19 protein-coding genes and 1 pseudogene are annotated in these 22184 nt (G+C 57.7%); 4 read left to right on the top strand and 16 right to left on the bottom strand.

Annotated elements, in window-relative coordinates:
* Nucleotides 1–40: 40 nt before the first annotated feature.
* The 4 genes from glmM to rlmE form a co-directional block, all read right to left on the bottom strand.
* On the bottom strand, nucleotides 41–1387 hold the full coding sequence (gene glmM / locus G3M63_RS07005; RefSeq protein WP_163982294.1) for a phosphoglucosamine mutase: 1347 nt from the start codon (nucleotides 1385–1387) through the stop codon (nucleotides 41–43).
* Between the two features lie 38 nt (nucleotides 1388–1425).
* On the bottom strand, nucleotides 1426–2274 hold the full coding sequence (gene folP / locus G3M63_RS07000) for a dihydropteroate synthase (RefSeq protein WP_150301445.1): 849 nt from the start codon (nucleotides 2272–2274) through the stop codon (nucleotides 1426–1428).
* Between the two features lie 7 nt (nucleotides 2275–2281).
* Nucleotides 2282–4231: an ATP-dependent zinc metalloprotease FtsH gene (ftsH, locus tag G3M63_RS06995; RefSeq protein ID WP_150301543.1), complete on the bottom strand. Its 1950-nt coding sequence runs from the start codon at nucleotides 4229–4231 to the stop codon at nucleotides 2282–2284.
* Nucleotides 4232–4640: 409 nt separating this feature from the next.
* Entirely contained in the window at nucleotides 4641–5270 is a 630-nt protein-coding gene (rlmE, locus tag G3M63_RS06990) for a 23S rRNA (uridine(2552)-2'-O)-methyltransferase RlmE (RefSeq protein WP_163982292.1), read from the bottom strand.
* Between the two features lie 227 nt (nucleotides 5271–5497).
* On the opposite strand from rlmE, the gene yhbY reads away from it, so the two are divergent.
* Nucleotides 5498–5812: a ribosome assembly RNA-binding protein YhbY gene (yhbY, locus tag G3M63_RS06985; RefSeq protein ID WP_150301544.1), complete on the top strand. Its 315-nt coding sequence runs from the start codon at nucleotides 5498–5500 to the stop codon at nucleotides 5810–5812.
* A gap of 11 nt (nucleotides 5813–5823) precedes the next feature.
* On the opposite strand, the gene G3M63_RS06980 is transcribed toward yhbY, so the two are convergent.
* From G3M63_RS06980 to carA, 4 genes are read right to left on the bottom strand one after another with little or no spacing between them, the layout of a single operon-like run.
* Entirely contained in the window at nucleotides 5824–6246 is a 423-nt protein-coding gene (locus tag G3M63_RS06980) for a DUF4149 domain-containing protein (RefSeq protein ID WP_256669971.1), read from the bottom strand.
* A complete protein-coding gene (greA, locus tag G3M63_RS06975; RefSeq protein WP_150301447.1) occupies nucleotides 6243–6716 on the bottom strand; it encodes a transcription elongation factor GreA in 474 nt (157 codons plus the stop codon). The genes G3M63_RS06980 and greA overlap by 4 nt, the downstream gene beginning before the upstream one ends.
* A 3-nt stretch (nucleotides 6717–6719) precedes the next feature.
* Nucleotides 6720–9935 carry a carbamoyl-phosphate synthase large subunit gene (gene carB, locus G3M63_RS06970; protein WP_163982290.1) on the bottom strand — a complete coding sequence of 1072 codons (3216 nt, stop codon included), beginning with the start codon at nucleotides 9933–9935 and terminating at the stop codon, nucleotides 6720–6722.
* Between the two features lie 32 nt (nucleotides 9936–9967).
* Nucleotides 9968–11104, bottom strand: a complete 1137-nt coding sequence (carA, locus tag G3M63_RS06965; RefSeq protein ID WP_163982288.1) for a glutamine-hydrolyzing carbamoyl-phosphate synthase small subunit — start codon at nucleotides 11102–11104, stop codon at nucleotides 9968–9970.
* 351 nt (nucleotides 11105–11455) lie between these two features.
* On the opposite strand from carA, the gene G3M63_RS06960 reads away from it, so the two are divergent.
* Nucleotides 11456–12217 (top strand): hypothetical protein, encoded by a 762-nt coding sequence (locus G3M63_RS06960; protein ID WP_163982286.1) that lies wholly within the window; start codon nucleotides 11456–11458, stop codon nucleotides 12215–12217.
* Nucleotides 12218–12332: 115 nt separating this feature from the next.
* On the opposite strand, the gene dapB is transcribed toward G3M63_RS06960, so the two are convergent.
* From dapB to grpE, 4 genes are all read right to left on the bottom strand, one after another.
* A complete protein-coding gene (gene dapB, locus G3M63_RS06955; protein ID WP_163982284.1) occupies nucleotides 12333–13142 on the bottom strand; it encodes a 4-hydroxy-tetrahydrodipicolinate reductase in 810 nt (269 codons plus the stop codon).
* An 11-nt stretch (nucleotides 13143–13153) separates the two neighbouring features.
* Nucleotides 13154–14296 (bottom strand): molecular chaperone DnaJ, encoded by a 1143-nt coding sequence (gene dnaJ, locus G3M63_RS06950; protein ID WP_150301546.1) that lies wholly within the window; start codon nucleotides 14294–14296, stop codon nucleotides 13154–13156.
* 153 nt (nucleotides 14297–14449) lie between these two features.
* The gene (dnaK, locus tag G3M63_RS06945) at nucleotides 14450–16369 is read right to left on the bottom strand and encodes a molecular chaperone DnaK (RefSeq protein WP_150301452.1); all 1920 of its coding nucleotides are present in this window, start codon (nucleotides 16367–16369) and stop codon (nucleotides 14450–14452) included.
* A gap of 86 nt (nucleotides 16370–16455) precedes the next feature.
* Nucleotides 16456–17037: a nucleotide exchange factor GrpE gene (gene grpE / locus G3M63_RS06940; RefSeq protein WP_150301453.1), complete on the bottom strand. Its 582-nt coding sequence runs from the start codon at nucleotides 17035–17037 to the stop codon at nucleotides 16456–16458.
* 228 nt (nucleotides 17038–17265) lie between these two features.
* On the opposite strand from grpE, the gene recN reads away from it, so the two are divergent.
* On the top strand, nucleotides 17266–18939 hold the full coding sequence (gene recN, locus G3M63_RS06935; RefSeq protein WP_150301454.1) for a DNA repair protein RecN: 1674 nt from the start codon (nucleotides 17266–17268) through the stop codon (nucleotides 18937–18939).
* 78 nt (nucleotides 18940–19017) lie between these two features.
* Here the strand turns inward: recN and fur are convergent, their stop codons facing one another.
* The gene (gene fur / locus G3M63_RS06930) at nucleotides 19018–19422 is read right to left on the bottom strand and encodes a ferric iron uptake transcriptional regulator (RefSeq protein WP_150301547.1); all 405 of its coding nucleotides are present in this window, start codon (nucleotides 19420–19422) and stop codon (nucleotides 19018–19020) included.
* Nucleotides 19423–19516: 94 nt separating this feature from the next.
* Here fur and G3M63_RS06925 point away from each other — a divergent pair.
* A pseudogene (locus G3M63_RS06925) lies at nucleotides 19517–19900 on the top strand (outer membrane protein assembly factor BamE); the annotation flags it as partial.
* A gap of 105 nt (nucleotides 19901–20005) precedes the next feature.
* Here G3M63_RS06925 and G3M63_RS06920 read toward each other — a convergent pair.
* Genes G3M63_RS06920 through G3M63_RS06910 form a run of 3 tightly spaced genes read right to left on the bottom strand, consistent with a single transcriptional unit; the run spans nucleotide 20006 to nucleotide 22167 of the window.
* Complete coding sequence (locus G3M63_RS06920; protein WP_256669970.1) at nucleotides 20006–20329, bottom strand: RnfH family protein; 324 nt, start codon at nucleotides 20327–20329, stop codon at nucleotides 20006–20008.
* Complete coding sequence (locus tag G3M63_RS06915) at nucleotides 20319–20756, bottom strand: type II toxin-antitoxin system RatA family toxin (protein WP_150301457.1); 438 nt, start codon at nucleotides 20754–20756, stop codon at nucleotides 20319–20321. Before G3M63_RS06915 ends, G3M63_RS06920 begins: the two co-directional genes overlap by 11 nt.
* A 7-nt stretch (nucleotides 20757–20763) precedes the next feature.
* Nucleotides 20764–22167 carry a sodium-dependent transporter gene (locus G3M63_RS06910; RefSeq protein ID WP_163982279.1) on the bottom strand — a complete coding sequence of 468 codons (1404 nt, stop codon included), beginning with the start codon at nucleotides 22165–22167 and terminating at the stop codon, nucleotides 20764–20766.
* Nucleotides 22168–22184 lie beyond the last annotated feature (17 nt).

Raw genomic sequence — 22184 nt, 5'->3', positions numbered from 1 at the left:
ATCTTACCCAAGATGCCCGGGCGAAACAACCGCATTCTGCTTACTTACCACTGAACAGTCTGCTGACCTGTTCAGCCAGAATACCGGCCTCGGTTTCCACCTGCTCAGCGTCCTGCCCCTCGACCATTACGCGGATTACCGGCTCGGTGCCAGAGAGCCGCAGCAGCACCCTGCCCGCCTCCCCCATACGTTGCTCTGCCTGGGTTATCCCGGCCTGCAGCTCAGGATGCTCAAGCGGCGAGACCGCCCCGCGCTGATAACGCACATTGATCAGTTTCTGCGGACACTTGTGCATGCCTTTGCGCGCCTCACTGAGCGTCGCGCCGGCGATCTGCAGAGCGCGCAACACCTGCAACGCGGCGATAATACCGTCGCCGGTTGAGGTGTGATGCAGGCATACCAGATGGCCTGAGGACTCACCACCGAGCGTCCAGTCGCGCTCGCGCAGCTCGGCCATCACGTAACGGTCACCCACCCTGGCCCGCACGAACGGCACATCCGCCTCTTTCAACGCCAACTCAAGCCCAAGATTGGTCATGAGTGTGCCGACCACTCCGCCGCGTAATATGCCGCGCTGCTGCATGTCACGTGCGATGATGAACAGCAGCTCATCTCCGTCCACCTCTTCGCCCAGCTCGTCGACCATCAACACCCGGTCACCATCACCATCGAAGGCAATACCCAGATGCGCGCCCGACTCGAGCACCGCCTCACGCAGCGCCGCCAGATCAGTTGAACCTACGCCTGCATTGATATTCAGCCCGTCCGGCTGGGCACCGATAACCTTCACTTCCGCTCCCAGCTCACGGAATACGTTCGGAGCAACCTTGTAGGTGGCGCCGTGGGCGCAATCGATTACTAGCTTGAAATTCTTGAAACTGGTGCTGGTCGGAACACTGCTTTTGCAATACTCGATGTAACGGCCCGACGCGTCTTCGACCCGAGCCACCTTACCCAGGCTAGCCGAGTCCACGACCTCCATCGGCGAATCAACCAGGCGCTCGATTTCGAGCTCCAGCTCGTCTGGCAACTTGCTGCCGGTAACCGAGAAGAACTTGATGCCATTGTCGAAGAAGGGATTGTGCGATGCGCTGATAACGATACCGGCATCAGCCTGGAAGGTTCGCGTCAGATAGGCGATTGCCGGTGTCGGCATCGGTCCCAGTAGTTGAACCTGCGCACCGGCGGCTGACAAGCCCGCTTCGAGAGCCGATTCGAACATGTAACCTGAGATGCGCGTGTCCTTCCCAATCAGGACCCGGCACTGACCCTGGCGTTTGAATGCCATACCCACCGCCCAGCCCAGCTTGAGCATGAATTCGGGTGTAATAGGATGACTGCCAACCCGACCGCGGATGCCATCGGTTCCAAAATAGCGTTTTTCCATGTTGCGCAATCCTTCAAATCTGTCTTGTTCTGTTTGGGTCAGGCGGAGAGCACCGCTTCGATCATGCGAACCGCGTCCACGGTTTCAGGTACATCGTGTACCCGGATGATGCGCGCGCCCTTGGTAACAGCGAGGACTGTCAGGGCGATACCACCGAATAAACGCTGATCTACCGGCCGGTCAAGTGTCTGACCGATCATGCTTTTGCGCGACACGCCCACCAGCACAGGCAAGCCGGACGGCTGCAACGCATCGAGTCGATTGAAAAGTTGAAGATTGTGCTCAAGCGATTTGCCGAAACCGAAACCCGGATCCAGCACCAAGCGCTGGCGCGGAATACCCGCCGCTTCACAGGCGGCGACTCGCTCGAGTAAAAACTGATTCACCTCGTCGAGGACCGACGCATAGACCGGAGCCTGCTGCATGGAGACCGGCTCGCCCTGCATGTGCATGATGCATACAGGCAACCCGGTCGCGCCGGCAGCTTCGAGCGCGCCAGGCCGGCACAGAGCGCGTATATCATTGATAAACCCCGCTCCCGCCCTGGCGGACTCGGTGAAAACCTCGGGCGTGCTGCTATCGACCGACACCACCGTATCGAAGCGTGCCTTGATCGCCTCGACCATTGGCACAACGCGCTCGACCTCCTGCGCAACGGACACCGGGGCCGCGCCGGGTCGGGTCGATTCACCACCCACATCGATCATTGTCGCGCCAGCGGCGAGCATTTTGTCTACGTGCGCCAACGCCGCGTCCATCCGCGTGAAACGGCCACCATCGGAGAACGAGTCGGGAGTGACATTGAGAATACCCATGATATGGGTACGGGAAAGATCAAGCTCCCGATCACCACAAGGCAACCGGGAGCTGTTAGACAGGTTAGTCATCGACGTTTCAGTGTTCGCCAGCAGGGCCGCCGATTATACCGCCATCTTTGGGCTTGTCGTCGCCTGTTGTCACATCCGTAGCGGGATCATCACCGACACTCGCCGAAGCACCTGGGCCCTGGCTATCATCGCCTTGCCAACCTTTGGGCTCGCGAGGAGGGTTGCCACCCATGATGTCATTGATCTGCTCGGCATCGATGGTTTCGTATTTCATCAACGCCTCGGCCATCATGTCCAGCTTATGGCGATTATCCTCAAGCAACTGGCGCGCAGTGCCGTAGCATTCATCAATAATCCGGCGCACTTCTTCATCGATCAGCTTGGCTGTCTCACCGGATACGCCGGCAGACTGACCACCACCCATACGGCCGAGATAACCTTCGTTCTCGTCTTCGCCGTACATCAGCGGCCCCAGCTTCTCCGACAGACCCCACTTTGTCACCATGTTCTTGGCTAATTGCGTAGCGCGCATGATGTCGTTGGACGCACCCGTCGTTACGCCCTCGAATCCGAGGGTCATTTCCTCGGCAATACGGCCACCAAACAACGAACAGATCTGACTGATCAGAGCGCGCTTGGACAGGCTGTAACGATCCTCTTCCGGCAGAAACATGGTCACACCGAGCGCTCGGCCACGCGGAATGATCGAGACCTTGTAGACAGGATCATGCTCGGGGACCAGTCGCCCGACGATGGCATGTCCGGACTCATGATAGGCGGTGTTGAGCTTTTCCTTGTCAGACATGACCATGGATTTGCGCTCTGCGCCCATCATGATCTTGTCTTTGGCCATCTCGAACTCTTTCATTTCCACCAGGCGCTTACCGGCCCGCGCAGCAAACAGCGAAGCCTCGTTCACCAGGTTGGCAAGGTCAGCACCGGAGAAGCCTGGCGTGCCACGCGCGATATTGGTCGGCGCCACATCGTCACCCAGCGGCACTTTGCGCATGTGGACCTTGAGGATTTGCTCGCGGCCGCGGATGTCTGGCAAGCCAACGACAACCTGGCGATCGAAGCGGCCCGGACGCAGCAGTGCGGGGTCAAGGACGTCCGGACGGTTAGTGGCCGCCACAACGATAATACCGTCGTTTGGCTCGAAACCGTCCATTTCCACCAATAGCTGGTTCAGGGTTTGCTCACGCTCATCGTGACCACCACCCATACCGCCGCCACGGTGACGGCCGACAGCGTCGATCTCGTCGATAAAGATGATGCAGGGGGCGTGCTTCTTCGCCTGCTCGAACATATCGCGCACGCGGCTTGCACCGACGCCGACAAACATCTCGACAAAATCCGAACCGGAGATAGTAAAGAACGGCACCTTTGCTTCGCCTGCAACTGCCTTGGCCAGCAATGTCTTACCGGTACCCGGCTGCCCTACCATCAACACGCCGCGGGGAATATGCCCGCCCAGACGCTGGAACTTGCCCGGATCACGGAGAAACTCGACCAGCTCGCTGACTTCTTCCTTGGCTTCGTCGCAGCCCGCAACATCCGCAAAGGTGGTCTTTACCTGATCTTCGGTCAGCATTCGCGCCTTGCTCTTGCCGAAGCTCATCGGACCGCCACGCCCCCCTGCCCCGCCCTGCATCTGGCGCATGAAAAACATGAAGATGGCGATGATGATCAGAATCGGGAAGCTGGCTATCAACAACTGGGTCCAGATGCTCTGCTGCTCCGGCTGCTTGCCCTCGATGATGACGTCATTCTCGAGCAGATCACCAATCAGCCCGCTGTCCTGTATCGCCGGGCGAATCGTGGTGAAGGTAGTGCCGTCGCGGCGACGCCCTTCAATCTCGTAGCCGTCAACAGTCACGCGTTCAACCTGACGATCTTCGACCATCTCGAGGAACTGGGTGTAATTGAGGGTATTGGTTTCGGTGGGAGTACTGAAATTGTTCATCACCGTCACCAGGACCGCGGCAATGATCAACCACAAGATGAGGTTTTTCGCCATATCGTTCAAATCGCTACCCTCTTGCCCCGCCGCGACAGCGACCGGGCCTGACTGAAATCTTCATATATATAGGGTCTGTTGACGTTTCGTCGCGAGCCGCGTTGCTGTGTCAAATGGCGCCAGGCAAGGCGCGGGACGCAGGCAATGGTTGTTCCCTTGCCAAGTTCCGCAACGCCGCATGGCGTCATTTGACGCGCAACCCGAAGGGACGGGGCCCGTTGGCCGCAGCACTGCGTTACTCGTTGCTCATTTGGAACAACCAAACTTCACTCCTCGCGCCTTGCTCTGCATCAAACGGACCTCCGTCGCGGCCGCGCCGAAACGTCAACCGACCTTAAAACATGCCTACCTTACACCAGTTTCTGGCGTGACGGCAGACGCGGCAATGTTACGCGCTATGTCGCCGCACTCACGCTTGCGGACCTTTGTATCCCTTGGCCAGCAGGTAGGTTTCGCGGGACCGGTCTCTGGATGCCCCTGGCTTACGGGTGACCAGCTTGTCAAACTGACCTCTCATTTGCCGGAAGTACTCATCAAAACCTTCTCCATGGAACACTTTAACCAGAAAATTGCCACCGGGACGCAGAACCTGCGCCGCCATATCCAGCGCAAGCTCGCACAGATACATGGCCCTTGGCTGATCCACTTCAGGCGTACCACTCATATTGGGGGCCATGTCGGAAATAACAAGATCTACCTGCTGATCGCCGATCGCCTGCAGGATCGCCTCGAATACCGCATCCTCGGTGAAATCGCCTTCAATGAAGGTTACATCCGCAATACTGTCCATGGGCAGGATATCCGAGGCGATGATCCGCCCCTTGTCGCCAATCAGACGACTGGCAACCTGACACCAGCCCCCCGGCGCCGCACCCAGATCCAGAACGGTGATACCAGGCTTGAGCAGCCGGTCCTTTTCCTGGATTTCCAGCAATTTATAGCTGGCACGTGAACGATAGCCGTCCTTTTGCGCCTTCTTGACATAGGGGTCGTCGAAATGTTCTTTCAGCCAGCCTTTGCTGGTTTTGGATTGAGCCACGGAATACCTCGTGCAGCGAATGTCGCCGCCAGTTAAACTAACCTGTCTATCGAGGAGCCTCTGAAGAACGTAGCGAGCGAAGGTCAGGCAAGGCGAAATCCGACGAAAGAGCGCAGTTTACGTGTTGTAAATGAGCATCTTGAGCAGGACTTCAACGCCGCATGGCCGAGCGCAGTAGTTATTCAGAGGCTCCTACATTCAATGAACCTGGAACGCATACAGATATTATGGCGCTTAGCTCCGAACAGAAAAAAGCCTACAAACGTATTGGTCACCATCTCAAGCCGATCGTAATGATCAGCGAAAACGGCCTCAGCGAAGGCGTGATGGCCGAACTTGATCGTGCACTCACTGATCACGAACTCATCAAGATTCGCCTCAGTGTTGCCGATCGCGACAGCAAGCAGGCGCTGATTGAAGAATTATGCAAAAACAGCGGCGCGGAACTGGTGCAGGTTATTGGCAAGATGGCAATTCTGCTGCGCAAGGCTAAAAAGCCCAACGCTCAACTATCCAATCTTGTGCGCTACAAGAACATGTGACCGCGTCACAGCTAACGTCCGGCTTCATCCGGACGTGGCTGTAGAATCAGAATCAGCCCCGCAAAAGCCACAACCAAATAGCAAAACAGCTCGATGTAGACCGCTGCTGTAAAGGATCTCGCGCTGAAGAAGATTGCAGACGCCGCCAGCACCAGCATCAACAACTGGCCACGTAAATCTTTCCACCAGCCCACACCTGTCGCCGACCAGACAATGACCAGCTGAAGCACCGCGCAGACGGCAGCAAAAGCCACCATCAACGGCCGCATAAAGCTACCAATCTCTTCGGTCAGCATCGGAGCGAGACCGAAACTTTCCAACGCGGGCAACAGGACGAAATGCAGCATCCAGATGCCGCCCACCCACAGCGTCACGGTCAGCTGCCAGGCAACCCGACCGCTACGCATGGCTGGCACGGCGGCCGATCCGCTCACAGATGCCGCACCTCTACCACTTCATACTCAACCACACCGCCAGGTGTCTTGACCGCAACGATGTCGCCCTCTTCCTTACCGATCAGTGCACGAGCAATCGGCGAACTGACCGAGATCTTGCGCGTCTTGATGTCCGCCTCGTCCTCACCGACGATCTGATAGACCATCGCCTCATCCGTATCGACATTGGCGATCTCGACCGTGGTCCCGAAAATCACCTTCCCTGAATGCGGGATAGTCGTGGGATCGATGATCTGGGCGTTGGACAACCGGCCTTCTATATCGCGGATACGCGCCTCAACCATACCCTGCTGTTCCCGCGCAGCATGGTACTCAGCATTCTCTTTCAGATCCCCCAGCTCCCGCGCTTCGGCAATCGCCTGGGTTATCTGCGGACGCATGGTGTTCTTGAGATGCTTCAACTCTGCTTCGAGCGCTTCTGCGCCCTGCTTGGTCATCGGGTATTTCATGAATCAAGCCCCCTCATGCAGATCCTGGAGACGCCGAACCGCACGCTCAGGACCAAATTTCAGTGCCATGCATACAGCCTGGCCGCCAGCCAGGGTGGTCGTGGAGTAGACCTTGTGCTGCAGTGCATTGCGACGGATTGAATAGGAATCGGCGATCGATTGGCGCCCCTCGGTGGTGTTGATCACCAGACGGACTTCATCGTTCTTGATCATATCGACGATATGCGGACGCCCTTCCGTGACCTTGTTCACCCGGCGCACCTTGTGTCCGGCTGCCTGGATCACCTTGGCGGTGCCGCTGGTTGCGACCACATCGAAACCCAGCCCGATCAGTTCGCCGGCCATCTCGGCAACGAACGGCTTGTCGTCTTCACGGACACTGAGGAACACCGTGCCGCCCTGCGGTAGTGTTTCACCGGCACCAAGCTGGGACTTGGCAAACGCTTCGGCGAAATTATCGCCCACACCCATTACTTCACCGGTTGACTTCATTTCCGGCCCAAGGATCGGGTCGACACCGGGGAACTTGGCGAACGGGAACACGGCTTCCTTGACGCTGTAAAACGCGGGCACGATCTCTTTGGTGAAACCAATTTCCTTGAGCGTCTTGCCAGCCATCACCCGCGCCGCAATCTTCGCCAGCGACTGGCCAATGCACTTGGACACAAAGGGTACGGTTCGCGACGCGCGCGGATTGACTTCGATGATGTAGATGCGATCGTCCTGCAACGCCAACTGCACGTTCATCAAGCCCACCACACCGAGCTCAAGCGCCATCTTCTTGACCTGCTCGCGCATCTCGTCCTGGATATGCGCAGGCAACGAGTAAGGCGGCAGTGAACAGGCGGAATCACCCGAGTGCACGCCAGCCTGCTCAATGTGCTGCATGATCGCGCCAATCACCACATCGGCGCCATCCGACACTGCATCCACATCGACCTCAATGGCGCAGTTCAGGAAATGGTCCAGCAATACCGGGCTGTCGTTGGAGACCTTCACCGCATCGCGCAGATAACGCTTGAGTTCTTCTTCCTGGTAGACGATCTCCATCGCCCGGCCGCCCAGCACATAGGATGGGCGCACGACCAGCGGATAGCCGATCTTGCCAGCGGCGCGAATCGCTTCGTCTTCACTGCGTACGGTGGCGTTCGGTGGCTGCAACAGGTTCAGACGCTCAACCATCTGCTGGAAGCGTTCGCGGTCTTCGGCACGGTCAATCGCTTCAGGACTGGTACCGATGATCGGCACACCGGCCTCTTCCAGCGCGCGCGCGAGCTTCAAAGGGGTCTGGCCGCCGTACTGTACGATGACGCCCTTGGGCTTCTCCACGCGGACAATTTCCAGCACGTCTTCAAGCGTTACCGGCTCGAAATACAGACGGTCTGACGTGTCGTAGTCGGTCGATACCGTTTCCGGGTTGCAGTTGACCATGATGGTTTCGTAACCATCGTCGCGCATCGCCAGCGCAGCGTGAACACAGCAATAGTCAAATTCGATGCCCTGCCCGATACGGTTCGGACCACCGCCCAACACCATGATCTTTTCACGGTCTGAGGGATTGGACTCGCACTCTTCCTCGTAGGTCGAATACATATATGCCGTGTCGGTAGCGAACTCGGCAGCGCATGTATCCACCCGCTTGTATACCGGGAAGACATTCAATTTGTGCCGGTGGCGGCGCAGGCTTTTTTCACTGACAGCCAGCAACTCGGCGAGCCGGGCATCCGAGAAGCCCTTGCGCTTGAGCCGGAACATCAAGTCGCGATCGAAATCAGCCAGACCCAGCGTCTTGACCCGCTCTTCGTCCTTGATCAGATCTTCGATCTGCACCAGGAACCAGGGATCAATATTGGTCAGCTCGAAGATTTGCTGCATGCTCATGCCCGAGCGGAACGCATCACCGATATACCAAATGCGCTGCTCGCCAGGCACGGTCAGTTCACGCACCAGATCAGTCTGGGCATCGCTGCTGTTCAGATCGACCTTGGGATCCAGACCGGAAACCCCGACTTCCAGCCCACGCAGGGCTTTCTGCAGGGATTCCTGGAAGGTACGACCGATGGCCATGACCTCGCCTACGGACTTCATCTGCGTGGTCAGACGCGCATCAGCATTGGGGAATTTCTCGAAGGCGAAACGCGGAATCTTGGTCACAACGTAATCAATGGAAGGCTCGAAGGAGGCCGGAGTGCGTCCGCCAGTGATGTCGTTGCTGAGCTCGTCCAACGTATAGCCCACGGCGAGCTTCGCAGCGATCTTGGCGATCGGAAAACCGGTAGCCTTGGAGGCCAGCGCCGATGAACGGGACACGCGCGGGTTCATTTCGATAACAACCATGCGGCCGTTGACCGGATTGATACCGAACTGAACGTTGGATCCGCCAGTTTCCACGCCGATTTCGCGCAACACCGCCAGTGAGGCGTTACGCATCACCTGGTATTCCTTGTCGGTCAGCGTCTGCGCTGGCGCTACGGTAATGGAATCCCCGGTGTGCACGCCCATCGGATCGAAGTTCTCGATGGCGCAGACAATGATGCAGTTGTCCTTGGTGTCGCGGACCACTTCCATCTCGAACTCTTTCCAGCCGATCAATGACTCATCAATCAGCAGCTCGTTGGTTGGCGACAAGTCGAGCCCGCGGGTGCATATTTCTTCGAATTCCTCACGGTTATAAGCAATACCGCCACCCGAGCCGCCCATGGTGAAGGAAGGACGAATAATGCAGGGGAAGCCGACCTGATCCAGGACGCCATAGGCCTCCTGCATGTCGTGGGCGATCCCCGAGCGCGGGCATTCCAGACCGATGGCTTTCATCGCTTTATCGAAACGCGAGCGGTCCTCAGCCTTGTCGATGGTGTCGGCATTGGCACCGATCATCTCGACGTTGTACTTCTCCAGCACGCCATGCTTTTCCAGATCCAGCGCGCAGTTCAGTGCCGTCTGCCCACCCATGGTCGGCAACACCGCATCCGGGCGCTCCTTCTCGATGATGCGCGCTACTGTCTGCCATTTGATCGGCTCAATGTAAGTGGCATCAGCCATCGCCGGATCGGTCATGATGGTCGCAGGGTTGGAGTTGACCAGAATGACCCGGAAGCCCTCTTCCTTCAGTGCCTTGCAAGCCTGGGCACCGGAGTAGTCAAACTCGCAGGCCTGGCCAATGACAATCGGACCAGCGCCGATAATCAGGATACTTTTGATATCTGTACGTTTTGGCATAGTCGTCTAAAAATCCTAAGTGAACCGGCGGCTTAGCGGCGTTTGGCCATGGTCTCGATGAAACGATCGAACAGCGGAGCCACATCGTGCGGGCCCGGGCTGGCTTCAGGATGACCCTGGAAACTGAACGCTTCTCTGTCCGTCAGCTCGATGCCCTGCAGCGTGCCGTCAAACAGGGACTTGTGTGTCGCCCGCACGTTGCTCGGCAGGGACGATTCATCCACCGCAAAGCCGTGGTTCTGGCTGGTGATCATCACTTCGCCGGTACGTAAATCCTGCACCGGATGGTTGGCGCCGTGGTGCCCGCTGGGCATCTTCACTGTGCGCGCGCCCACTGCAAGAGCCAGCAACTGGTGCCCAAGACAAATGCCCAGCATCGGCGTGTCGGTCTTCAGCAGCTGCTGAATCGCCTCGATTGCATAGTCGCAAGGTGCCGGATCACCCGGTCCATTGGCCAGCAGGATGCCATCGGGCTTCAAGGCAAGCGCATCCGCGGCAGTGGATTGAGCCGGCAGGACCGTCAAACGGCACCCGCGTGCCACCAGCATGCGCAGGATGTTGTATTTGATACCGTAATCGAAGGCCACTACGTGGTAAGGCAGCTCACTTGCTTCGATCTCTGCGTGACTATTGCTTTCCAGGCACCACACACTTGAGCGCCATTCGTAACCTTCCTTGACACTCACTTCCTTGGCCAGGTCCATGCCGTTCAGCCCCGGGAACTCACGAGCCAGCTTGAGCGCGCGCTCTTCAGTAGCGTCTTCGCCGGCAAGAATGCAGCCATTCTGCGCGCCCTTCTCTTGCAAAATGCGCGTGAGACGGCGCGTATCGATTCCGGCGATGGCGACTGTACCGTTCTCGACCAGATACGCGTCCAGCGGCTGGGTGTTACGCCAGTTACTGGCCAGAAGCGGCAGATCACGGATGACCAGGCCGGCGGCCCAGACCCTGAACGATTCGCTATCGTCCGCCACAGTCCCGGTGTTCCCGACGTGCGGATAGGTCAGCGTAACGATCTGGCGCGCATAGGAAGGATCAGTAAGGATCTCCTGATAACCGGTCATGGCTGTATTGAAAACAACCTCACCTACGGTCTGACCGTCGGCCCCGATGGACTCGCCACGGAAAATGCTGCCGTCGGCAAGGGCGAGAATGGCTGGCTTGGACAAGAAAACCTCCGAAAAGAGCGGACAAGTTTTACTAAACGCGGGCTGCACAAAAGCGGGAACGAGGTGTTGGACACTTCATCCCGTTTACATTTTGAGCATTGTCAGATGCGCGCTGGATAGACAGATTAGCCCGGCATTCTAAGGGATCGCTCGACATATATCCAGACCGAAGGATCGCAGCGTCCCTCAAGCCGGCACCGAACCGTCGATCTATTTCGCTCAGGACACATTGGCAATTTGTTCCATATGCTGTAGCAGTTGTGTTAAAACAACTGTGAACGGATACAGCCCAGCCACTGATGCTGTGAAGCGCAGGAGCTGTGACAATAAAAAAAGGACCGGAGAGACCCCATGATACCGCGCCTAAGACGCTATATGGTGTTGGCACTGCTCAGTGTCGCGCCCATGATACATGCAGCAGAACTTCAAGAACTGCAAGACCTCCACGAATTCCGCAGCGATGGGTATGTTACCGGCACCTACGTGCTGATCGACAATAACCTGTTCGAGCGCGTGCGCGAACCCGGCAATCGCGAGACCTACAACAACGCATTGAAGAACATGGATCAGCTGCTGCGCAAAATGGGCAACCCTACCGAGCTGCGCAGACCCTATGACGCACTGGTAGCCCTGATTCGTCAGCTTGAAGGCCAGTCAATCGAAGAAGCTCATTATCATCTGGCGACAGTCAACCAGATCATGATGGCCCACGCGGAACTGGACAAGGCCGTAGCGGCCGAATACGACTTGCTGGCCAAGGACGCTCCAGAGGACCTTCTCGCCCTGCACCGTCAGAGCCTGGAAACCAATCAGATTCTGCTGCTCTATCAGAACAGCATGTTCAGCTCCATCGGCGTCTATTTTGTTGAAGCCAAAGAAGGCCTGTTCAACGAAATGGATGCTCGCATTACCCAGCGCGCGAATGAATTGCGCGAGCTGTTTCCCGAGTTGAACGCCACCTTCGATCAACTGGAAAAACAGTACGAATTCATCAAGCCGCGACTACTGGATCACCGTGCGGACTGGGTGCCAACCATCGCTGCGTTCTATCTGCTACGTAACACCAGCACCCTCAACAACCTTTCCCGCGACGCCCTCAACCGCGACGCCTGAGACCGGTCGGTCCGGGTCCGGATGTAGCGCCTTGGCTCTTGCCGAGCACAGGCGCTACCAAAGCCTGCAGATGGATCAGTATCACGAGCCGTCCCGGCTCTATCTGCAGGCGGCGTCAATCACGCAGGGATAACACATCCTGCATGTCATATAGCCCGGCCTTCCGTCCGGCCAACCAGATAGCCGACCGCACCGCACCCTTGGCGAACGTCATCCGGCTTGAAGCCTTGTGCGTGATTTCCACGCGCTCGCCTTCGGTAGCGAACAGGACGGTATGGTCGCCCACCACATCACCGGCCCGGACCGTGGCAAAACCAATGGCCTGGGGATCCCGCGCTCCAGTTTGGCCTTCGCGCCCGTACACGGCCACTTTCTGCAAGTCACGACCGAGCGCCTTGGCGACGACTTCACCCATACCCAGGGCGGTACCGGAGGGTGCGTCAACCTTATGTCGATGATGTGCCTCAATAATCTCGATATCAGCTTCATCGCCCATGACCCGTGCAGCCATATCCAACAGCTTGAAGCACAGGTTGACCCCTACGCTGAAGTTCGGCGCAAAGACGATCGGAATATCCTGCGCCGCCTCGGCAATGACGGCCTTCTGCGCATCAGAGAACCCGGTAGTACCGATAATCATGGCCTTACCGGCATCACGGCATAGCGCCAGGTTAACCATAGTGCTGGTCGGATGAGTGAAATCGATCAGCACATCAAACTCATCGAGCACATCCTCTAACGCGCCACTTACCGCGATCCCCAACCGGCCTACGCCAGCCAGTTCGCCGGCGTCAGCGCCGATCAGCGAACTGCCGAGCCTTTCGATTGCGGCAGTCAGAACAGCCGCACCCTCGGCCTGACTGACCGCTTCGATCAGCGTTTTGCCCATGCGGCCGGCAGCACCGATTACCGCTACGCGCCTCATTTCTGCCCCAGTCAAAATTTCATGTCCTCGAAAAAGTTTTTCACCCCTTCAAACCAGCTTTTTGCCTTCGGAGACTGGTTGCTGCCTTCTTCTTCGAGACTGTCGCGCAGCTCTTCAAAAAGCTCGCGCTGGCGTCTGGTCAGATTCACAGGTGTCTCGACAACAACGCGACACAACAGGTCGCCGGCCGAACCACCGCGTACAGGCGTTACGCCCTTGCCGCGCAAACGGAACAGTTTGCCGGTCTGCGCGCCTTCCGGGATTTTCAGCTTGACGCGGCCATCCAGCGTCGGCACTTCCAGCTCACCGCCCAACGCGGCGTCAGCAAAATTGATCGGCACTTCGCAATACAGATTCTTGCCATCACGCTGGAAGATCTTGTGCTCGCGAACCGAGACCACAACATACAGATCGCCAGCAGGTCCGCCGTTGACACCCGCCTCGCCTTCACCTCCCAGCCGGATGCGATCGCCCGTGTCGACGCCCGCAGGAACCTTGACCGACAGCGTCTTCTGTTCTTCGACGCGGCCCTGGCCATGACAGTCATTACAGGGATCAGCAATCATCTGGCCCGTGCCATGGCAACGAGGGCAGGTCTGCTGCACCGAGAAGAAACCCTGCTGCATGCGCACCTGGCCATGGCCACCGCATGTAGTACAGGTTATCGGCTTAGTACCCTTCTTGGCGCCGCTGCCTTCACAGGTCTCGCATGCGACCAGAGTCGGCACACGGATAGTGACCGAAGTGCCCCGCACCGCCTCTTCCAGATCAAGCTCCAGCGTATAACGCAAGTCGCTGCCGCGCTGCACGTTGGAACGACCACGACCGCCTGCTGCGCCGCCGAAAATGTCGCCGAACACATCGCCAAAAATATCCGAGAAATTGGCACTGCCGCCGCCGAAGCCACCAGGCCCGCCACCCATGTTCGGATCAACCCCAGCGTGACCATACTGATCATAGGCTGCGCGCTTGTTGGCGTCGGTAAGAACTTCATAAGCCTCGTTGGCTTCCTTGAATTTCTCTTCTGCGGTCTGATCGTCCGGGTTACGGTCCGGATGGAATTTCATTGCCAGGCGGCGGTAAGCCTTCTTCAGCTCGGCATCGCTGGCGCCGCGCTCTACGCCCAGCACTTCGTAATAATCACGCTTGGCCATCGTTTTTACCCATTCCTTCATTCAAAGCTCTGTTGACGTTTCACAGCTGCAGGCTGCGAAACGTCAACAGACCCGAGGGTCCGTTACAAACAGCAACGCGGGAATAGCTCCCGCGTTGCCTGCAGTCAGTCGTCAAGCCGTTCGATCAAGGCCTTATTTCTTGTCCTTGACCTCTTCGAACTCGGCGTCAACCACATCATCCGCACCTTCCTGGCCGGCATCTGCTTCCGACTCGCCGCCCTGGGCAGCCTGCGCCTGCTCGGCGTACATCTTCTGCACCAGCGGACCGGACGCTTCGGACAGGGCATTGATCTTGGCTTCGATATCGGCCTTGTCATCGCCCTTGATTGCGGTTTCGAGATCAGCCAAAGCAGTCTCGATTGCAGTCTTCTCTTCCTCAGTGGCCTTGTCGCCGGCTTCGGTCAGCGTCTTACGCGTCGCGTGAACCAATTGATCAGCCTGGTTTCGGGTAGTGACCAGCTCCTCGAACTTGCGGTCTTCTTCGGCATTTGCCTCGGCGTCGCGCACCATCTGATCAATCTCGTCATCGCTCAGGCCCGAAGAAGCCTTGATGATAATCGACTGCTGCTTGCCGGTCGCTTTGTCCTTCGCGGACACGTTCAGAATACCGTTGGCGTCGATATCGAAGCTCACTTCGACCTGCGGCACGCCACGCGGAGCCGGCGGAATGTCTGCGAGATCGAAACGACCGAGCGATTTGTTCTGCGATGCCTGCTTACGCTCACCCTGCATCACGTGAATGGTAACCGCGGTCTGGTTATCATCAGCAGTCGAGAACACCTGCGACTTCTTGGTCGGGATGGTGGTGTTCTTCTCAATCAGCGTGGTCATCACGCCGCCCATTGTCTCGATACCCAGAGAGAGCGGCGTAACGTCCAGCAGCAGCACGTCCTTGACATCGCCAGCCAGTACCGCACCCTGAATCGCTGCACCTACGGCAACGGCTTCGTCCGGGTTTACATCCTTGCGCGGATCCTTGCCGAAGAACTCGGCAACGGTGCGCTGTACCAGCGGCATGCGCGTCTGACCACCGACCAGAATCACTTCATTGATGTCGGACACGTCCAGGCCGGCATCTTTCATCGCTACGCGGCAAGGTTCGATGCTGCGCTTGACCAACTCTTCTACCAGCGACTCCAGCTTGGCCCGGGTCACCTTGACATTGAGATGCTTGGGACCCGATGCGTCTGCGGTGATGTACGGCAGGTTAACGTCCGTCTGGTTGCTGGAAGACAGCTCGATCTTGGCTTTCTCGGCAGCTTCTTTCAGGCGCTGCAGGGCCAGTGGATCGTTGTGCAGATCAACACCGTTTTCTTTCTTGAACTCGTCGGCCAGATAGTCAATCAGGCGCATGTCGAAGTCTTCACCACCCAGGAACGTATCGCCATTGGTAGCCAGCACTTCGAACTGATGCTCACCGTCGACTTCGGCAATTTCGATTACCGAAATATCGAAGGTACCGCCGCCAAGGTCATACACCACGATAGTGGAATCGCCACGCGACTTGTCCATACCGTATGCCAGCGCAGCGGCAGTCGGCTCGTTGATGATCCGCTTGACGTCGAGGCCAGCAATACGACCCGCATCCTTGGTAGCCTGACGCTGACTGTCGTTAAAGTAAGCAGGCACGGTGATGACCGCTTCGGTCACCGGCTCGCCCAGGTAATCCTCGGCGGTTTTCTTCATCTTTTTCAGCACTTCGGCAGATACTTGCGGAGGCGCCATCTTCTCGCCCTTCACTTCAACCCAGGCGTCACCGTTGTCGGCCTTGACGATCTTGTAAGGGACCAGCTTGATGTCTTTCTGTACAACATCTTCTTCAAAACGGCGACCGATCAGACGCTTAACCGCGTTAAGCGTGTTCTGCGGGTTGGTTACCGACTGACGCTTCGCCGACTGGCCGACCAGAGTCTCGCCGTCGTTGGTATAGGCCACGATCGAAGGAGTGGTGCGACCGCCTTCAGCATTCTCGATTACCTTGGCCGTACCGTTTTCCATGATCGCTACGCAGGAGTTGGTAGTTCCCAGGTCGATACCGATTATCTTGCCCATCTAAATTCTCCGAATCTGTGTGCCGCGTGATACCCGCGGCGGGATTGTCTACTGATGAACCCTTAGTGGGGTCACTCGATTCAATTTCAAGCCTGTTCGTCGATCGAAGGCGATGCCGGCTTGTCAGCGGGAGCCTTGCTCACCACCACCATCGCCGGACGCAGAAGGCGACCACTGAGCGTGTAGCCTTTTTGAAACACCCGGACCACGGTGTTGGGCTCCATGCTGTCCCGCTCCTCTGTGGTCATTGCCTGATGGAGCTCGGGATCGAAGGGCTCACCTTCAGGGTGTACCGCTTCGATCTGATGGCGTCCCAGGGTGTCGGCAAACATTTTCAGTGTCAGCTCCATGCCTTCACGCATCGGCTTTAGCGCTTCATCACTGCGGTCAGACAATTCGATACCTCGCTCGAGACTGTCGAGCACCGGCAGCAAATCGTTGGCAAAACGTTCGAGTGCAAACTTGTGCGCTTTTTCCACTTCCTGCTCGGCGCGCCGGCGCGCGTTCTGCACATCAGCGGCCGCGCGCAAAGCCTGATCCTGCGCAGTAGCCAGCTGCTCTTCAAGGTTGGCCACCTTTGCAGCCAGGTCCTCCGCATCAGTGCCTTCCAGCACCTCTTCGACTTCGGGGTCCTGATCGTTCAGGTCCTGCTTCTGTTCGTCCGCCATGAATCTCTCCTGTCGATAAATAAGGGTACCTAGCCGGCCTGCTGACGCTGCGGAGCATTGTCGCTGCGATGCCGCATCAATAGACTTTCGTCTCTGATCCCATATATGGGGACAGCCGCCTGCGATTCAAGCCCCTCGATCTCGCCGATAAAAGGATCGCGGGAGGACTTGAACGTAAAAGACAGACTACTGTATAAATAACCAGACCTATTATCCGGGAGCACGGCGATGCTGGTACATCTTGCGGTGAACAATTACGCCATTGTCGATCACCTCGAACTGGAGCTGGCCAATGGCATGACGGTCATCACTGGCGAGACGGGGGCGGGCAAATCAATCATGCTCGATGCGCTGGCGCTGACCCTGGGTGATCGGGCAGATAGTGGCGCTGTGCGTCCCGGTGCCAGCAAGGCTGATTTACTGGCGACCTTTGATATCAGCGACATTCCAGAAGCTGTCGCCTGGCTGGAAGAGCGCGATCTCGCAGGCGAAGATCAGCACGTCATTTTGCGCCGCGTGGTAACAGCCGAAGGCCGCTCGCGTGGATATATCAACGGCAGCCCCTGCCCGCAGCAGCATCTCAAGGCGCTGGGCGAAATGCTAATTGATATTCACAGTCAGCATGAGCACCAGTCACTCCTCAAGACCGACACTCACCGCCGCTTGCTGGACAATTACGCGGGTGCCAGTGAACTGGCGCGCCAGGTGCAACTGGCTGCACAACGCTGCCGGCAAACCGAGCTGGCTCTTGTGAAGGCGAGCCAGCGTGGCGACGAACAAAGCTCGCGCCTGCAATTATTGACCTATCAGCTGGAAGAGCTGGATAACCTCAGCCTGCAGGACGGTGAACTCGATCAACTGGAAAATGACCAGCGGCAATTAGCCAACGCCGAACAGATCCTGCATTCATGCCAACAAGTGATCAACCTCTGCAGTGAAAACGACAGCGGTAGCGTGCTGCAGTCGCTGACCGCCAGCCTGCAACGCATGGGCAGTCTGCAGGCAAATCATCGCAGTCTGGAAGAAGTCAACACCTTACTTGCCAGTGCCCAGATCCAGGTGGAAGAGGCGGTTGGCGAACTGACCCGCTACCTGGACCATTTCGAAGCCGACCCGGTGCGTCAGCAGCAGATTGAAGAGCGCCTTGGCACCATTTATGAGCTGGCCCGCAAGCATAAAGTCAATCCGGACGAACTGCCGGCCCTGCAACAGACACTTATAGACGAACTCGAGAGCATCCAGCAAAGCCACGCCGATTCAGGCCAACTGGCCGAAGAGCTCGACGCCTTTCGTGTTCATTATCGGGAGCTCGCGGGTAAGCTCACAAAGGCGCGAAAGAAAGCCGCCGACAAACTGGCTCAAGCGGTCACCCGGGAGATTCAACAATTAGGCATGCCCGGCGGCCAGGTTGTGGTTCAGCTGATAGCAAACAAAGCGGACGAATACTCGCCCCACGGCCTGGAAGGCGTCGAGTTTCTGGTTAGCGCCAACCCCGGCCAGCCACCCAAGCCCTTGGCCAAAGTAGCTTCGGGCGGCGAGTTGTCTCGGATAAGCCTGGGCATTCAAGTCATTACCGCCCAGACCTCACGGGTGCCGACACTGGTATTCGATGAAGTGGATGTGGGTATTGGCGGGCCGACAGCTGAAATCGTCGGTCAACTGCTGCGTCAGCTCGGCGCGCGCGGCCAGGTTCTGACCGTGACGCATCTGCCCCAGGTAGCAGCGCAGGGGCATCAACATCTGTTTGTTCGCAAGGAGCAGTCACGCAAATCGACACGCACCTGCATCGACAACCTCAACCGTGACGGCCGCATCCATGAGGTGGCGCGCATGCTGGGCGGCATCGACATGACCGAGGAATCCCTCGCCCACGCGCGCAAGCTTCTGGTCAGCCCCGACTAAAACAGAGCAGCCCAAAACGACAAGCGCCCTTTCCTGCAACAGAAAGGGCGCTATGTTACTGCCACGCTAAAGCGTGCTTCAGACGCGTTTCTTTACGTACAGCACCAGATTGTGATCCACCAGCTCGTAGCCGTGCTCCTTGACGATCTCATGCTGACGACGTTCGATTTCCGGGTCGTAGAATTCAATTACTTCACCCGTATCCAGGCACACCATATGATCATGATGCTCGCCATCCGCCAGTTCGAACACGGCGTGCCCGCCATCGAAATTGTGGCGAACTACCAGACCCGCGGATTCGAACTGGGTCAGCACCCGATAAACGGTGGCAAGCCCGACATCCTCACCCGCTTCCATCAGCGATTTGTAGACATCTTCCGCGCTCATGTGGCGGTCTGGTGAGTTATCCAGCATTTGCAGGATCTTGACGCGGGGGAGCGTGACTTTCAGGCCAGCTTTCCGCAGTTCTTGATTTTCAACCATGGGTAGTTTCTCGTTCAGCGCTTCGCAGGGCGGGATCTGTCGGGTATGATTCAAGGCCATTCAGCCGACTCACGATAGTGGATGTTACCACGCGATGCCAAACAGTCTGAACCGAATCCTCTGTGTCCTTTTGTGTACCTCTGCCCTGAGCCTGGCCGGCTGCGGCTTTCCCGGCGTGTATAAGATCGATGTGCAGCAGGGCAATGTCGTCACACAGGAAATGATTGACCAGCTGCGCCCTGGCATGACCACGCGGCAAGTCCGGTTCATCATGGGCACCCCTCTGATCCAGGATACCTTTGCGCCGAACCGTTGGGATTATCTTTACAGCATGCGCGCCGGCCATGACACCCGCGAGCAGGAGCGCGTTAGCCTGACCTTCGAAAACGATCAACTGGTTGGCCTGGCAGGTGACTTCCAGCCTGGAACCAGCCGCGACGAAGCCATCATGCGTGGCCGTGCTCACGAGGCGCCAGCGACTGAAAGCTATCCGGTGGATCTCGGTGCACCATTGGGTACCGGCGAATAACACGCAAGCCCCTGCTCGAAAGGAGACAATGCTGAGCTCCTTTCACCCCGGCTATTACCCCTGCTTCGCCTCTTCCGCCTTCGCTTCCTTGGCCTTGGCAGCACGCTGTTTGCGAACCTCCTTCGGGTCCGCAATCAGCGCACGGTAGATCTCCACTCGCTCGCCGGCTTTAAGCTGCCGCTCTGCCGGCTTTGGCACCGTCTTGCCGAAAATGCCCATGGCACTGTTCTCGATATCCAGTCCGGGGAAGTGCTCACCCATCCGGGACAGCCGAGCCGCTTCCAGCGCACTGGTCCCTTCCGGCACCACCAGGCCGATTATCTTCTGTTTTTGCGGGAGTGCGTAGGCTACTTCCACCGCGATGGTTTTATCGACCACCGTAGAGCTCCTTGGCGCGCTGCGAAAACGCTTCCACCAGCGTATTGGCAGCATGGTTGAACAGTGGCCCCAGCGTAGCCTTGACCACCGGCCCCGAATAGCTGAACTGCAGGTCCAGGCTGATCTTGCAGGCGTGATCACTCAGCACGCGGAACTCCCAGACCCCATGCAGCGAATTGAATGGTCCGTTTTCCAGATGCATATCGATTCGGGAGCCAGGCTCCAGTTGATTGACCGTGGTGAATGACTGGTGAATGCCGGCCTTGCCTACCGTAAGCCTGGCCCGCATCTCATGCTCGCTCTCCTCGAGAACCTCTGCGGCTGAGCACCAAGGCAGAAACTCCGGATAGCGCTCGACACGGTTGACCAGCTCGTACAGGCTTTCCGCCGGATAAGGCAGCAATGCAGAACGTTGAATATGGGTCATGGACACTTCAATTGTAGAGTTCTGTGACAAATACGATCGTCACGCCAACAGGTGCCACATAGCGTAGCAACCAATACACCACCGGGAACAGCCGCGGATATTTAAGCCCCAGCTCGGCCTTGAATACATCCCGACCCAGCACCCAACCGGCAAACAGTGCAAACAACAGCCCGCCCAGCGGCAACATGATGCGGCTGGTCACGTAGTCGACTGTATCGAAAAAGGTCTTGCCGCCTTCAGCGCCCCATGCGAACAACCGCCAGCCTGAATCATCCAAAACAAAAAACCTGGCCTCAGCCAGCACGTTAAAGGACAACGCCGAGCCCAGGCCGACAACCCAGCAAATGCCGGCGATGACGGCGGTTATTCGAGCACGGCTTTTGCCGGATCGCTCGACCCAGAACGCCACCGCAGGCTCAAGCATGGAAATGGCCGAACTCCAGGCGGCAATAGCCACCAGCACAAAGAAGATCACGCCGAAAACCTGACCCATCATCACGTTGCCGAAGGCGATTGGCAGCGTAACGAACATCAGTCCCGGTCCGGCGCCGGGTTCCAGGCCGGCGGCAAATACGATGGGAAACAGCGCCAGCCCAGCGGTTAAGGCGACGACTGTATCAAGCAACGCAACCGTTACCACGGTGCCACCAATAGACGATCTCTTGGGCATGTACGAGCCGAACACCATGATGGAACCGACACCGATGCTCAGCGTAAAAAAAGCATGCCCCATCGCAGCGAGGATCCCCGCACGGGCCTGGGACAAATCAAAATGGAACAGAAACTCGACACCCTGCATGAAATAGCCGGTGGTAAGGCTATAACCCAACAGAACAACGAGCAGCACGAAAAGCATTGGCATCATGATACGCAGGCTACGTTCGAGCCCCGCTACCACACCCTTGGCAATGATATAAGCGGTGACAAGCATGAACAGCGTGTGCCAAAGGGTGAGCCGCCAGGGATCGGCAGTTAGCGAATCGAAGCGGGCGCCGGCTCCGGGACCGTCAATACCGGCAAACTCGCCCCGACCCATGCCGATGATGTAATCCAGGGACCAGCCCGCTACCACGCTATAAAAGGAAAGGATCAGCAAGGCCGCCGTCATGCCCATGGTCGCTGCCCACGACCAACGCGGCGATGCCCCGGACTGCAGGGCCAGGCTTCGCAAGGTATTGACCGGACTCTGACGCCCGCGCCTGCCGAGCACTGTCTCTGCCAGCATGATAGGCAGACCGATCAGCGCTATACACACCAGATACACAAGCACGAAGGCACCGCCACCGTAGGCACCTGCCATGTAGGGAAACTTCCAGATATTGCCCAGGCCCACTGCCGACCCGGTCGCCGCCAGGATAAAAACCCAACGGCTCGACCAGATTCCGTGTATCGATACGCTTTCGTTGGCCATATGAATGCCCGGTCCAT

The organism is Pseudomonas sp. OIL-1, assembly GCF_010669185.1.
Taxonomy (GTDB): Bacteria; Pseudomonadota; Gammaproteobacteria; order Pseudomonadales; family Pseudomonadaceae; genus Halopseudomonas; species Halopseudomonas profundi.
This window is presented reverse-complemented; position numbering and strand designations above follow the sequence as displayed.